We start from the raw sequence: 13,267 nt of genomic DNA on the forward strand, positions 1-13,267 counted from the left end.
TGGCACGGCACCTCCATTTATAGAAATTAATTAGGCATTTCATAAAAGAAATATGCACCAACTTTGAATATCGGCAATCCGCGTTCGCACCAATCAAGGGAAAACCCGCATTTAGGGGAATTACCCTAAAGTCCGTCGCAAAAGGCAAGCAAGGTTCGAGTCAATATATCGTTGTGACGATTAAGTTTCTTTGACGCGCTGCACCGTATTGACAGGGGAGAACGATGGCGGGTCGAGGCACGCGCCCAAAACGACAACGCCCTGCTCAAGGCGGGGCGCTGACGAAGACCGAAGAAGATACGGCGGGACTCAGGCGGCGTTCGCCTGCAGGCCCTTGGGAAGCGGAAACGACATGTTCTCCTCGATGCCTTCCAGCGGTCGCACCTGCCGCGCACCGAGCGCGCGCAGCCGGTCGACGATCGACTGGGCCAGCGCCTCCGGCGCCGAGGCGCCCGCGGTCAGGCCGATGCGGCGCTTGCCGGCGATCCACTCGGGGCGAACCTGTTCCGGCGCATCGACCATATAGGAAGGCACGCCGAGCCGCTCGGCCAGTTCGCGCAGGCGGTTCGAGTTCGAGCTGTTGGGGCTGCCGACCACGATCACCACGTCGACCTGCGGCGCCATGAACTTGACCGCGTCCTGGCGGTTCTGCGTGGCGTAGCAGATGTCCTGCTTCTTCGGCTCGCGGATCGCCGGGAACCGCGCCTTCAGCGCGGCGACGATCTCCTCGGTCTCGTCGACCGACAGCGTGGTCTGCGTGACATAGGCGAGCCGCGTGGGATCGGCTACCTGCAGGGTCTGCACGTCGGCGGGCGACTCGACCAGCAGCATGCCGCCGTCAGCCTGGCCCATCGTGCCCTCGACTTCGGGGTGGCCACGATGGCCGATCATCACGATCTCGCAGCCTTCGGCCCGCATCTTGCCGACCTCGACATGGACCTTCGTCACCAGCGGACAGGTCGCGTCGAACACGTTCAGGCCGCGCGCCTGTGCCTCGGCGCGGACGCTGCGCGAAACGCCGTGCGCGCTGAAGATCACGGTCGCGCCGGCCGGCACCTCGTCGAGGTCCTGCACGAAGACGGCGCCCTTGCGGCGCAGGTCGGCCACGACATAGGCGTTGTGCACGATTTCATGGCGCACATAGATCGGCGCGCCAAAGCGCTGGAGCGCGCGCTCCACGATCTCGATCGCGCGATCGACCCCGGCGCAGAAGCCGCGCGGCTGGGCCAGCAGGATCTCGGCGTCGGGGGCGGGAGTCAGTTCGGGCATGCGGGAAGGTAGCTGCGCTCCGGCCGGCCAGGCGGCCCGAGCAAGGTCGTCAGAGAATGCCGATCAGCTGGACGTCGAACAGGATGGTCTGTCCGGCCAGCGGATGATTGAAGTCGAACAGCGCCGAGGTCTCGCCAATCTCCTTCAGCACGCCGGCATATTTGCCGCCGCCGGGCGCGTTGAACTCGACCAGGTCGCCCGGGCTGTAGTCCTCTTCGAACGAGCTGTTCTCGCGCAGCGTGGCAAGCGACACGCGCTGCAGCAGCTCGGGATTGCGCGGGCCGAAGGCGTGTTCCGGCGCCAGACGGTAGCTGGTGCGCTCGCCCTCGGCCATGCCGAGCAGCGCCTGTTCCAGCGTGGGCGCGAACTGGCCCTGCCCCAGCAGCAGCGTGGCGGGCTTGTCGTCGAAGGTGCTGACGACCTCGGTACCGTTCTCCAGCGAGATGCGGTAATGCAAGGTCAGGAAGGAATCGGCCTGCACGGTCTTGCGCGCGGTGGCGCCGCCGGAGTCCGACGCAAAAGTTTGCGAATTCATGAATGCTCAACCAGTCGAGAACCCGTATTGTAAGCGACTGAACCGGGCGCCGCCGAACCCCGCCGCCGCCGCTTCCTCCCCCGCCACCCCGCTCCCAGACCGAGACCGCCATGCCCATCCCAGATTGGCCCGCCAGCGAACGTCCTCGCGAAAAGCTGCTGCAAGCCGGTGCCGCGGCGTTGTCCGACGCCGAGTTGCTGGCGGTATTCCTGCGCGTCGGCGTGCCGGGCAAGAGCGCGGTCGACGTCGCGCGCGAACTGATCGCGGCGTTCGGCTCGCTGACCGGACTGCTGGCGGCCAGCCAGGCCGAACTGAGCCGCGTGCGCGGGGTCGGCAGCGCCAAATACGCGCAGCTGCAGGCGGTGGTCGAGCTGACGCGCCGGGCGCTGGCCGAGCAGTTGGCGCTGGCGCCGGGCCTCGAATCGCCGCAGGCGGTACGCGACTACCTGCGCCTTTCGTTGGCGCAGCGGCCTTACGAGGTGTTCCTGTGCCTGTTCCTCGACGCGCGCAACCGGCTGCTGGCCGCCGAGGAACTGTTCCGCGGCACGCTGACGCAAACCAGCGTCCACCCGCGCGAGGTCGTCAGGCAGGCATTGGCGCATAATGCGGCCTCGGTGATCGTCGCCCACAACCATCCGTCGGGCAATCCGGCGCCGAGCGCGGCCGACCTGGCGATGACCAAGACGCTGGCGCATTCGCTGGCACTGATCGATGTCCACGTGCTGGACCACTTCATCGTCGCAGGCAATACGACCTATTCGCTGGCGGAGCATCGCCAACTGTGACGCCCGAGGCACTGGCGCATCGCCGTGGCGTCAACGCACAGAAGGCATTGATCGAGCGAGGGATTTCGGTCTATAATGCCCGTTTTGCTGAAGTCTTAACCGCTGCAGTCCGGGCCCGCGCGCCTTTTGTTGATCTGTTGCGAACATTGTCCACGAATAGAAGATTTAGGAGTGCTTCATGGCACGCGTCTGTCAAGTGACCGGGAAAGCGCCGATGGTCGGCAACAACGTTTCCCACGCAAACAACAAGACCAAGCGCCGTTTTCTGCCCAACCTGCAGAACCGTCGTTTCTTTGTTGAATCGGAAAACCGCTGGGTGAGCCTGCGCGTCTCGAACGCCGGTCTGCGCCTGATCGACAAGAAAGGCATCGACTCCGTGCTCGCCGACCTGCGCGCACGCGGCGAAGTCTAATTAGGAGTTCATCATGGCCAGCAAAGGCGGACGCGACAAGATCAAACTGGAATCCACCGCGGGTACCGGTCACTTCTACACCACCGACAAGAACAAGCGCACCATGCCGGAAAAGATGTCGATCAAGAAATTTGATCCGGTCGCGCGCAAGCACGTCGAGTACAAGGAAACCAAGATCAAGTAATTGATCCTGCGTTCCAGCGAAGAACCCCGCCATGGCGGGGTTTTTTGTTGCCCGCGCGTGCCTGCCAATGCCGGCTCGCCGCCCCCTGGCCATCGTCGCACAGCAGCGGCCGCGGCACGCCGTGCCACCAGCAGGGGCAAGGCGCCGCCGCGTCGTCCGCGGTGTACACTTTCGAGCTTTCCCGCACCACCGGCGCCCTCGGCGCGCCACCACGCATCATGAACTTCGACGTCGCCATCGTCGGCAGCGGCCTGGCCGGCCTCACGGTCGCGCTGCAACTGGCCGACAGCCACCGGGTTGTCATCGTGAGCAAGCGCGCCATGACGCAAGGCGCCAGCGACTGGGCCCAGGGCGGCATCGCGGCGGTGCTCGACTCCGGCGACAGTCACGACGAACACACGCAGGACACGCTGATCGCCGGCGCCGGGCTGTGCGATGAAGGCGCGACCCGCTTCATCGTCGAGCACGGACGCGAAGCGATCCAGTGGCTGATCGACCGCGGCGTGCCGTTCACGCGCGACGAACAGGCCGAGCTTGGCTACCACCTGACGCGCGAAGGCGGCCACAGCCATCGGCGCATCATCCACGCGGCCGACGCCACCGGCCATGCCGTGGTGACGACGCTGACCGAGCAGGTGCGCCGCCATCCCAACATCACGATCCTCGAGGACCATTTCGCGATCGACCTGATCACCTCGCGCAAGATGGGACTGGGCGGCAACCGCTGCCTCGGGTTGTACGTGCTCGACGACGCCAACGGCCAGGTGCATACACTGACCGCCAGCCACACGGTGCTGGCCACAGGCGGCGCCGGCAAGGTCTATCTCTATACGACCAACCCGGATACCGCGACCGGCGACGGCATCGCGATGGCCTGGCGCGCCGGCTGCCGGGTCGCGAACATGGAGTTCATCCAGTTCCATCCGACCTGCCTGTACCACCCGTACGCCAAGTCCTTCCTGATCTCCGAGGCGGTGCGCGGCGAAGGCGGCCGGCTGGTGCTGCCCGACGGTACCCGCTTCATGCCCGAGCACGACGCGCGCGCCGAGCTGGCGCCGCGCGACGTGGTGGCCCGCGCGATCGACTTCGAGATGAAGAAGCGCGGCCTGGACTGCGTGTATCTGGACATCACGCATCAGCCCGCGCCCTTTCTGCGCGAGCACTTCCCCACGATCCATGCGCGCTGCCTGGAGCTGGGCATCGACATCACGCGCCAGCCGATCCCGGTGGTGCCGGCCGCGCACTATACCTGCGGCGGCGTGGTCACCGACACGGCGGGACGCACCGATCTCGACAATCTGTACGCGGTCGGCGAGACCGCCTACACCGGCCTGCATGGCGCCAACCGGCTGGCATCGAACTCGCTGCTTGAATGCATGGTGATCGGCCGTGCCGCGGCCAACGACATCGCGTCGCGGGCCAAGGCCCGCGAACCGGACCTGACGCTGCCGCCGTGGGACGAGAGCCGCGTGTCGGACGCGGACGAGGAGGTCGTGGTCTCGCACAACTGGGACGAGCTGCGCAGGATGATGTGGAACTACGTCGGCATCGTGCGCACCAGCAAGCGGCTCGAACGCGCCCAGCATCGGATCGCGCTGCTGCGCGAGGAAATCACCGAGTACTACGCGAACTTCCGCGTCACGCGCGATCTGCTGGAACTGCGCAATCTGGTCGAAGTGGCAGCGATGATCGTCGACAGCGCCTATGCGCGTCACGAAAGCCGTGGCCTGCATTTCAGCCGCGACTATCCGGGCACGCTGCCGAAGGCGCTGCCGACCGTGCTGCAGCCGCCCAACGGGCGCCGTCGCGGCAACTGACCCGCCACCGGCGATCGCGCCGCGGCCCGATCGGAACCCCGGCGAGCTCAGCCGATGATGCGCAACGAGTAGTCGGTTGCGCGCACGTCCTTGGTCAGCGCACCGACCGAAATCCGGTCGACACCAGTCTCGGCGAAACGGCGGATCGTATCCGCGTTGACGCCGCCGGACACTTCGAGCACCGCGCGGCCGCCATTGACCCGCACCGCTTCCCGCATCATCGGCTCGGTGAAGTTGTCCAGCAGGATCGAAACGGCACCGGCGGCCAGCGCCTCTTCCAGTTCGACCAGCGATTCGACCTCGACCTGCACCGGCACGCCCGCGTTCAGCGCGGCCGCCGCGCGCAACGCCGCGGTGATGCCGCCGGCCGCGGCGATATGGTTTTCCTTGATCAGGATGCCGTCATAGAGCGCCAGCCGCTGATTGTCGCCGCCGCCAATCTTGACCGCATACTTCTGCGCGAGGCGCAGCCCCGGCAAGGTCTTGCGCGTGTCCAGCACGCGGGCGCGCGTACCGGCGACCAGATCGGCGTAGCGCCGCGTCGCCGTGGCCACGCCCGACAGCAGTTGCAGGAAATTCAGCGACGGACGCTCGGCGGTCAGCAGCGAACGGGCCGGGCCGTCGATTTCGCAGACCACCGAATCGGCCGCCATGCGCGCGCCTTCCTGTTGCAGCCAGCTAACCTGCAAACGCGGATCGACGGCCCGCATGCAGGCATCGAACCACGGCTGCCCGCACAGCACCGCATCCTCGCGCACGATCACGCGGGCACGCGCCTGCTTGTCGCCCGGTACCAGCTGGCCGGTCCAGTCGCCGGAGCCGACGTCCTCGGCGATCGCCGCGCGGACGTTGTCGCGCAGCGCCTCGGCCAGCGCGGGCCCGTATTGGTCGAAGACCGGATTCACCGCATCGTTCATCGAGGAATCGCTCATGCCGGTCCGATCCCCTGGAACAGCGCCTGTTCCTTGGCCAGGTCGGCAGCGGGCCGTACGTTGGCCTTCTGCTGGGCGGCAAAGCCCAGCATGCGATCGATGCAGGTATAGGCGCGGCGGCCGATCCGAGGATCGACGTGGATCTCGTTGCGGCCGGTCTCCAGCACCTCGGCCAGATTGGTCAGCGCATTCATCGCCATCCACGGGCAATGCGCGCAGCTCTTGCAGGTCGCGCTGTTGCCGGCGGTCGGCGCCTCGATGAAATGCTTGCCCGGCGCGGCCATCCGCATCTTGTGCAGGATGCCGTTGTCGGTGGCGACGATGAACTCGCTGGCGTCGAGCTGCTGGGCGGCGGCGATTAGTTGCGAGGTCGAGCCGACCACGTCGGCCTGCGCGACCACGTTGGCCGGCGATTCCGGATGCACCAGGATCTTGGCCTTCGGATGTTCCTTGCGCAGCAGATCAAGCTCGATGCCCTTGAACTCGTCGTGCACCAGGCACGAGCCCTGCCACAGCAGCATGTCGGCACCGGTCTGGCGCTGGATATAGCTGCCCAGATGCTTGTCCGGCGCCCACAGGATCTTCTCGCCGCGCGCGTGCAGATGCTCGACGATCTTCAGCCCGATGCTGGAGGTCACCATCCAGTCGGCACGCGCCTTGACCGCGGCGCTGGTGTTCGCATAGACCACCACGGTGCGATCCGGATGCGCGTCGCAGAACGCCGCGAACTCGTCGGCCGGGCAACCCAGGTCCAGCGAGCAGGTCGCGTCCAGGTCGGGCATCAGGATGGTCTTTTCGGGGCTCAGGATCTTGGCGGTCTCGCCCATGAAGCGCACGCCCGCCACCACCAGCGTCTGCGCCGGATGGTCGCGCCCGAAGCGGGCCATCTCCAGCGAATCGGACACGCAGCCGCCGGTTTCCTCGGCCAGGTCCTGCAGGTCGGCATCGACATAGTAGTGCGCGACGAGCACCGCATTGCGCGCCTTCAGCAAGGCGCGGATGCGATCCTTCAACGCGGCGCGCTCGTCCGGGGTCAGCGCGGGCGGCACCTTGGCCCAGGCGTGGGCCACACAGCTCGCGCCACCTTCGGCCTGCATCTGCGTCGGTTTCTCGAACTCGACGGTCTTGATCGTTTGGGGGGTCATCTCCTGTACTCCTCGGGGCACCCTGCGCTCGCCGCCGCATCGCAACGCGTCTTCATGGCGGCCGGGACCGGCCTCTAGATGGGGCGGCGTCGCCAAAAGAAAAGCCCCGCCAGCGACAGCATGGCGGGGCTTCGGGCGCGCCTGGCATTGTAGCAGGCGCTGTCCTTCTTATCAGGCGTTACGCGTAGCGGCGCAGGCGCAGCGAGAACTCCTGCAGCGCCTGAATGCCGCTGGCTTCGGCGCGGTGGCACCAGGCCTGCAGCTGCTGCAGCAACTGTTCGCGCGTCAGGTTCGAACGGCCCCAGATCGCGGCCAGTTCGCGGCGCATTTCGACGAAGGTCTGCAGCGCCTTGTTGTGCTCGACGATGCTGGCCAGTTGCTGGCGCTGCGGCTCGGCCAGCTTGGTCTCGTCACGGTGGAACCACTTGCGAGCCAGCTTGAAGCGCCGATAGTCGGCAACGCGCTTGGCCTTCAGTTGAGCCAGTTCCTCGCGGTACGCGTTCTTGACGGCCTTGGCATAGCGGGCCATCACGTCATAGCGGTTGGCGATGATCGCCTCCAGCGTGTTGTGATCGACCGGACGGGCCTCGACCAGACGCGCCTTCGGCGGGGTCTTCTTGACCTTGGCCAGGCCGACCGCCTGCATCGCGCGGATATACCACCAGCCGATATCGAACTCGTACCACTTGATCGAGAACTTGGCCGACGTCGGGTAGGTATGGTGGTTGTTGTGCAGTTCCTCGCCGCCGATGATGATGCCCCACGGCGACACATTGGTCGACGCGTCCTCGCAATCGTAGTTGCGATAGCCCCACCAGTGGCCCAGGCCGTTGATGATGCCGGCGGCATGGATCGGGATCCACAGCATCTGCACGCCCCAGACCGACAGGCCGACCACGCCGAACAGCGCCAGGTCGATGATCAGCATCAGGCCGACGCCCTGCCAGGTGAAGCGCGAATACAGGTTGCGCTCGATCCAGTCGTTGGGCGTGCCGTGGCCGAACTTGGCCAGCGTTTCCTTGTTCTTCGCTTCGGCCCGGTACAGCTCGGCGCCTTCGAGCAGCACCTTGCGGATGCCGCGCGTCTGCGGGCTATGCGGATCGTCTTCGGTTTCGCACTTGGCGTGGTGCTTGCGGTGGATCGCGGTCCACTCCTTGGTGACCATGCCTGTGGTCAGCCACAGCCAGAACCGGAAGAAGTGCGCGGCGATCGGGTGCAGATCGAGCGAGCGGTGCGCCATGCACCGGTGCAGGAAGATCGTGACGCCGGCGATGGTGATGTGGGTCATGACCAGGGTGAAGATCACGATCTTCCACCAGGACCAGTCGAGAAGGCCGTTGGCGGCCCACTGAAGAATTGTGTCGAACAAACTGTTCTCCGTGCTAGATAGAGGCTGGCTGCGACGCGTCAGGGTGTCGCAGCAACGCGCAGAAAAATGACTGCAAATCCAGTGATTGCGTCTTATGGCGTCAGCCAAGGCGCCTTGCGCCTTCGCGGGACCCCGGCACGCGCCGCTGCAATCTGGCGGCTGGCCCTCGGGCACGGATCGGTAGTCCGGCCGGGAGAATCCCCGGGACGACCCGCGATTTTACCGGAACGCCAGCGTCCCGGCATCCGCTTTTACCCGTGCGTGTGCTTTTCGTTTGCGGTGTTGGACGCCGAAAACGATACTTCGTTCCTGCAATGGCAAAGGCGTCACATCGGTGTTGAGTCTCACACCACTTATGCCGATTCCGCCGCATTGGCGGCGACCGTCGACACCGGCGTCGTGGTCAGCGCGCCGCTCTGGGGCAGCACCCGCAACTCGCGCTGCGGATAGGGAATCGAAATGCCGTTGGCGCGGAACGCCTTCCAGATCGCCCGGTTCATTTCGGATTGCACGCCGAGCTTGCCGTTCTGGGGATCGGCGATAAAGCCGGCCACCTCGTATTCGACGCCGCTGTCGGCAAACGCCACCAGGAAGGCCGACGGCGCCGGGTCGGCCAGCAGCCGCGGCACGCCGCGCACCGCCTCGGTCAGCAGCGTCAGCACCATCTCGGGATCGGCGTCGTAGTCGGCCTGCACCCGCGTCGCCACCCGCACGTTGGTGTTCGAGAACGAATGGTTCTGCACCGATTGCGCGACCAGCTGCTCGTTGGGCACCAGCGTCTCGCCGTCGCCATTGCGCACCACGGTGTAGCGGGTGCGGATCTGCGCGACGATGCCGGTGTACTTGTCGACCGTGATCTGGTCGCCGAGCTTGACCGAGCGGTCCAGCAGGATGATGAAGCCGGACACGTAGTTGCTGGCGATCTTCTGCAGGCCCAAACCCAGGCCGACGCCCAGCGCGCCGCCGAACACCGACAGCACGGTCAGGTCGATGCCGACCAGCGACAGGCTGAACAGCAGCGACACCAGCAGCAGCAGTGCCTTGGACAGCCGCGTCAGCACCACGCGCAGGCTGGTGTCGATCGTCGCCGAACGCATCAGCCGCTCCTCCAGCCACGAGCCGAACCACAGCGCGGCCAGCACCGTCAGCAGGATCCACACGCAGGCCATCAGCAGATCGGCCACGCTGATGCGCTGCTGCCCCAGCGCGAACTGGATCGAGTCGAGCCACTGCACCGCCTCGGACAGCATGCCGAGCACGTACAGCGCCATGCCGGCCCAGACCAGCGTGGTCAGCACCTTCTCCACCAGCGTCAGCATGCCGTGCAGCTGGCCGTTGCCGGACAGCACCCGGCGCAGCACGTAGAAGGCGAAATAGAGGAAGGTGATGCCGAACAGCGGCACCAGCGCCAGCCGCAGCATGCTGACTGGAATCAGCGGCGCCAGCGCGAAGCGTGCCGCCAGCACCAGCAGCCAGCCGAACAGCGGAAACATCGCGCGCTCCAGGCTCGCGGCGGCAAAGCGCAGCGCGAAGCTCGACCCCGCGTAGCGCGCCTCGAGCCGGGCCGCGACATGGCGCGCCAACGGCCAGGCCAGCAGCACGCAGCCGGCCAGCACGGCCAGTTGCCAAAGAAAGCCCGGGTCGCCGGCGTCTTGCATCAGGTCGCCCAGCATCTTGCCGAACACGGCGTGGGATTGCGACAGATCGGTCAGGGAATTGGAGGCCATCGATCGACGAGTTCAACCAGTGGAGACAATGGAAACAGCGAAGAACAAAAAAATACCGGGCCATCGGTGCCCGGTATCCGTGAAACGACAGGGGCCGGAGCCCCCATGCTCATGGACGCGTCCGCTCCAGCACCGCCGCGAAGAAGCCATCGGTCTGGTGCAGATGAGGATAGAGCGCCAGCGTCTGCGCGTCATCCGGCAGGTCGGCGATCGCAATTTTCTGCTCGGCCAGCACCTGCGCGACCGGCACCAGCTGGAAGTCGGCATGGCGGCTCAGGAAGTCGCGCACGATCGCCTCGTTCTCGGCCTCCAGCACGCTGCAGGTCGCGTAGACCACGCGGCCGCCCGGCTTGACCAGCCGCGCCGCCGATTCGAGGATCGCGGTCTGCTTGGCGGTCAACTCCAGCACCGTCTGCGGGGTCTGGCGCCATTTGAGGTCCGGATTGCGCCGCAGCGTACCGAGGCCGCTGCACGGCGCGTCGACCAGCACGCGGTCGATCTTGCCGGCCAGGCGCTTGACCTTGGCATCCTGTTCCGAGTCGATCAGCACCGGATGGACGTTCGACAGGCCGCTGCGCGCCAGCCGCGGCTTCAGGTTCGCCAGGCGCTTGTCGGACACGTCGAAGGCATAGAGCCGTCCGGTCGAGCGCATCAGCGCGCCGAGCGCCAGCGTCTTGCCGCCCGCGCCGGCGCAGAAATCGACCACCATCTCGCCGCGCCGCGGCGCCACCAGATGGCACAGCAGCTGACTGCCCTCGTCCTGCACCTCGACTAGTCCGTTGACGAAGATCGGCAGCTGGTTCAGCGCCGGCTTGCCGGCCAGCCGGATGCCGGTCGGCGCGATCGGCGTCGGCTCGGCCGCGAGTTCGGCCTCCTCCAGCTGCGCCAGCACGGCCTCGCGCGAGGTCTTGATCAGATTGGCGCGCAGATCCAGCGGTGCCGGACGCAGCCAGGCATCGCCGAGCGCCGCGGTAAAGGCCTCGCCATGCCGGGCGACCAGCTGCTCGTACAGCCATTCGGGCAGGTTGGCGCGCACGCGCGGTGCCAGGCTGGCGCGCTCGATCGTCATCAGCCGGTCCAGCCACTGCGCCTCGTCGGGGTACAGGAACGGCGTCAGCGCGTCGCGGCCCAGCGTCGCCGCCAGGCCCAGCAGCGCCAGCCGGCGCGGGGCGGCGCCCGAGCCCGACTCGGCAAACTGGGCGAATTCCACGCGCCGGCGCAGCACGGCGAACACCGCCTCGGCGATGATGCCGCGCTCGCGATGGCCCAGTTTGGGGTTTTCGCGGAAGTAGTAGCTGACCACGGCGTCGGCGGGCCGCGCGAACAGCATCACCTTGCCGAGCAGCCGGTCGATATGCTGGATATGCGTGGCATGCAGGGCGCCATGCGGACGAACCTGGCCATCGCTGGCGCTCTCTCGCGGCGCGCCGGCCTTGCGCAGCGGGGTGGGCTTGCGCTTGCTGCGCGGGGACGGACGCGCGCCGCCGCGCGGTGCCTGGGCGGGACGGGTCATTGACGGGCTCCGGTGGTATCGACAGGGTTGGCGGAGTCCGAGGGGGAGTCCGAGGGGGAGTCCGAGGCCGCCAGCGCGACCAGCAATTGCGGCTCCGGCGGATCGACATGGACCACGCCGTCCTTGACGCGCAGCCGTCCTTCGACGAACCAGCGCACCGCGCGCGGATAGATCTGGTGTTCGCAAGGCAGCAGCCGCGCCGCCAGCGTTTCGGGCGTGTCCTCGGGCCCGATCTCGATGGCCGCCTGCAGCACGATGGGACCGTGGTCCAGCGCCGCGGTGACGAAATGCACGCTGGCGCCGTGCACCTTGACGCCGGCTTCCAGCGCCTGCTGGTGGGTATGCAGGCCGGGGAAGCTGGGCAGCAGCGACGGATGGATGTTCATCATCCGGCCGGCATAGTGCTCGACGAATTCGGGCGTCAGGATCCGCATGAAGCCAGCCAGCACCACCAGATCGGGCACGTGGGCGTCGATCGCGTTGGCCAGCGCCTTGTCGAAGCTGGCCCGGTCGGGATAGTGGCGATGATCGACCACGCCGACCGGAATGCCTTGCGCCGCGGCGAACTTGAGGCCGGGCGCGTCGGGACGGCTGGACAGCACGGCGGCGATCCGTGCCGGCCAGGCCTGCTCGCTGCAGGCCCGGACGATCGCTTCCATGTTGGAACCGCGTCCCGAGATAAGGATGACGATATTTTTCATCGCGCAATTCTACCAAGGCGGCGCCCCGCCACAGCGCGCTGGAGACCCCGGCGGCGCAAACTCGCCGGCCGTTGCTTCCACCGATTGCGGATTGTGACGCCCCGCTCGCTCTGCTAGAGTCGCCCTATCGCCAATCCGCCTGCTCGACGGGACGGGACCATACAACAAGGGCGAAGCTGTTTTAGACGGGAAATCGCATGTCGAATGTTGCACCGACCTTGCTGGTGGTCGACGACCACCCCATGGCGCTGTCCGGCACTACCCTGTTCCTGGCGCAGGTCATGCCCGATGTTGCAGTCCATGCCGCCGGGAGCGCCTCCGAGGCGCTGAGTACTCTCCAGCGCGGGCTGCGGCCCGATATCGTGCTGCTCGATATCTGGCTGAACGACGGCACCGGCTTCGACGCCATGCAGACGCTCAAGTCGATCGTGCCGGCCGCGCGCTTCATCTTCATGTCGGCCGAGGCCACGCCCGAAATCGTCGAGCGTGCCCGCGCGCTGTCGGCCTTCGGCTTCGTCGGCAAGCATCTGGACGCGCCCGCCTTCGCCGCGGTGGTGCGCCGCGTGCTGGCCGGCGACACCGCCTTTCCGTCCGACGAGGCGTTGAACGGCCAGCCGCGCGCCTTCGGCCCGACGCACAGCATTCCGGTCACGCCGGCCGAGCTCGGCCTGACGCCGCGCCAGGGCTCGGTGCTGGCGCTGGTGCTCGAAGGCCTGCCGAACAAGGTGATCGCGCGCGAGCTCGGGCTGACGGAAAACACCGTCAAGGAGCACGTGTCGGCGATCCTGCAGCGGCTGGGCGTGCGCACGCGGATGCAGGTGATGTCGCGGATGGAGCGGTTCCGGCTGCGGCAGTAGGGGCCGGCGCCTGGCCGCTCC

Annotated in this window: 13 protein-coding genes; 5 read left to right on the forward strand and 8 right to left on the reverse strand. The window is 66.8% G+C overall.

Going from position 1 to position 13,267, the window contains the following annotated elements:
* Positions 1 to 309: 309 nt before the first annotated feature.
* Both ispH and FOB47_RS21860 read right to left on the reverse strand, forming a co-directional pair.
* A complete protein-coding gene (ispH, locus tag FOB47_RS21855; RefSeq protein WP_174782116.1) occupies positions 310 to 1,269 on the reverse strand; it encodes a 4-hydroxy-3-methylbut-2-enyl diphosphate reductase in 960 nt (319 codons plus the stop codon).
* A 49-nt stretch (positions 1,270 to 1,318) separates the two neighbouring features.
* The gene (locus FOB47_RS21860; protein WP_006575659.1) at positions 1,319 to 1,804 is read right to left on the reverse strand and encodes an FKBP-type peptidyl-prolyl cis-trans isomerase; all 486 of its coding nucleotides are present in this window, start codon (positions 1,802 to 1,804) and stop codon (positions 1,319 to 1,321) included.
* Between the two features lie 110 nt (positions 1,805 to 1,914).
* Here FOB47_RS21860 and radC point away from each other — a divergent pair, with 110 nt between their 5' ends.
* The 4 genes from radC to nadB all read left to right on the forward strand — a co-directional run bounded on the left by radC (position 1,915) and on the right by nadB (position 5,002).
* Positions 1,915 to 2,589 (forward strand): RadC family protein, encoded by a 675-nt coding sequence (gene radC / locus FOB47_RS21865; RefSeq protein WP_174782117.1) that lies wholly within the window; start codon positions 1,915 to 1,917, stop codon positions 2,587 to 2,589.
* Positions 2,590 to 2,767: 178 nt separating this feature from the next.
* A complete protein-coding gene (gene rpmB / locus FOB47_RS21870; protein WP_006575661.1) occupies positions 2,768 to 3,001 on the forward strand; it encodes a 50S ribosomal protein L28 in 234 nt (77 codons plus the stop codon).
* A 13-nt stretch (positions 3,002 to 3,014) separates the two neighbouring features.
* Positions 3,015 to 3,185, forward strand: coding sequence for a 50S ribosomal protein L33 (gene rpmG / locus FOB47_RS21875; RefSeq protein ID WP_006575662.1), 171 nt, complete (start codon positions 3,015 to 3,017; stop codon positions 3,183 to 3,185).
* A gap of 218 nt (positions 3,186 to 3,403) precedes the next feature.
* Positions 3,404 to 5,002: an L-aspartate oxidase gene (gene nadB, locus FOB47_RS21880; protein ID WP_053822439.1), complete on the forward strand. Its 1,599-nt coding sequence runs from the start codon at positions 3,404 to 3,406 to the stop codon at positions 5,000 to 5,002.
* Positions 5,003 to 5,049: 47 nt separating this feature from the next.
* Here the strand turns inward: nadB and nadC are convergent, their stop codons facing one another.
* The 6 genes from nadC to purN form a co-directional block, all read right to left on the reverse strand.
* Complete coding sequence (nadC, locus tag FOB47_RS21885) at positions 5,050 to 5,934, reverse strand: carboxylating nicotinate-nucleotide diphosphorylase (protein WP_244959362.1); 885 nt, start codon at positions 5,932 to 5,934, stop codon at positions 5,050 to 5,052.
* The gene (gene nadA / locus FOB47_RS21890) at positions 5,931 to 7,079 is read right to left on the reverse strand and encodes a quinolinate synthase NadA (protein ID WP_174782118.1); all 1,149 of its coding nucleotides are present in this window, start codon (positions 7,077 to 7,079) and stop codon (positions 5,931 to 5,933) included. Before nadA ends, nadC begins: the two co-directional genes overlap by 4 nt.
* Before the next feature lie 178 nt (positions 7,080 to 7,257).
* A complete protein-coding gene (locus FOB47_RS21895) occupies positions 7,258 to 8,448 on the reverse strand; it encodes a DesA family fatty acid desaturase (RefSeq protein ID WP_151022250.1) in 1,191 nt (396 codons plus the stop codon).
* Between the two features lie 353 nt (positions 8,449 to 8,801).
* Positions 8,802 to 10,175 (reverse strand): mechanosensitive ion channel family protein, encoded by a 1,374-nt coding sequence (locus tag FOB47_RS21900; RefSeq protein WP_053822442.1) that lies wholly within the window; start codon positions 10,173 to 10,175, stop codon positions 8,802 to 8,804.
* 109 nt (positions 10,176 to 10,284) lie between these two features.
* Positions 10,285 to 11,688, reverse strand: coding sequence for an RsmB/NOP family class I SAM-dependent RNA methyltransferase (locus FOB47_RS21905; protein WP_053822443.1), 1,404 nt, complete (start codon positions 11,686 to 11,688; stop codon positions 10,285 to 10,287).
* Positions 11,685 to 12,389 carry a phosphoribosylglycinamide formyltransferase gene (gene purN, locus FOB47_RS21910; RefSeq protein WP_174782119.1) on the reverse strand — a complete coding sequence of 235 codons (705 nt, stop codon included), beginning with the start codon at positions 12,387 to 12,389 and terminating at the stop codon, positions 11,685 to 11,687. The genes FOB47_RS21905 and purN overlap by 4 nt, the downstream gene beginning before the upstream one ends.
* A 197-nt stretch (positions 12,390 to 12,586) precedes the next feature.
* On the opposite strand from purN, the gene FOB47_RS21915 reads away from it, so the two are divergent.
* Entirely contained in the window at positions 12,587 to 13,246 is a 660-nt protein-coding gene (locus tag FOB47_RS21915) for a response regulator (RefSeq protein ID WP_053822445.1), read from the forward strand.
* The last annotated feature ends 21 nt before the right edge of the window (positions 13,247 to 13,267 follow it).

Source organism: Cupriavidus gilardii (genome assembly GCF_013347325.1).
Lineage (GTDB): Bacteria > Pseudomonadota > Gammaproteobacteria > Burkholderiales > Burkholderiaceae > Cupriavidus > Cupriavidus gilardii.

Coding starts and splice junctions, on each gene's coding strand:
- FOB47_RS21915 (WP_053822445.1), top strand. CDS start 12,587: ATGTCGAATGTTGCACCGACCTTGCTGGTGGTCGACGACCACCCCATG.
- nadA (WP_174782118.1), bottom strand. CDS start 7,079: ATGACCCCCCAAACGATCAAGACCGTCGAGTTCGAGAAACCGACGCAG.
- purN (WP_174782119.1), bottom strand. CDS start 12,389: ATGAAAAATATCGTCATCCTTATCTCGGGACGCGGTTCCAACATGGAA.
- rpmG (WP_006575662.1), top strand. CDS start 3,015: ATGGCCAGCAAAGGCGGACGCGACAAGATCAAACTGGAATCCACCGCG.
- nadC (WP_244959362.1), bottom strand. CDS start 5,934: ATGAGCGATTCCTCGATGAACGATGCGGTGAATCCGGTCTTCGACCAA.
- FOB47_RS21900 (WP_053822442.1), bottom strand. CDS start 10,175: ATGGCCTCCAATTCCCTGACCGATCTGTCGCAATCCCACGCCGTGTTC.
- nadB (WP_053822439.1), top strand. CDS start 3,404: ATGAACTTCGACGTCGCCATCGTCGGCAGCGGCCTGGCCGGCCTCACG.
- FOB47_RS21905 (WP_053822443.1), bottom strand. CDS start 11,688: ATGACCCGTCCCGCCCAGGCACCGCGCGGCGGCGCGCGTCCGTCCCCG.
- rpmB (WP_006575661.1), top strand. CDS start 2,768: ATGGCACGCGTCTGTCAAGTGACCGGGAAAGCGCCGATGGTCGGCAAC.
- radC (WP_174782117.1), top strand. CDS start 1,915: ATGCCCATCCCAGATTGGCCCGCCAGCGAACGTCCTCGCGAAAAGCTG.
- ispH (WP_174782116.1), bottom strand. CDS start 1,269: ATGCCCGAACTGACTCCCGCCCCCGACGCCGAGATCCTGCTGGCCCAG.
- FOB47_RS21860 (WP_006575659.1), bottom strand. CDS start 1,804: ATGAATTCGCAAACTTTTGCGTCGGACTCCGGCGGCGCCACCGCGCGC.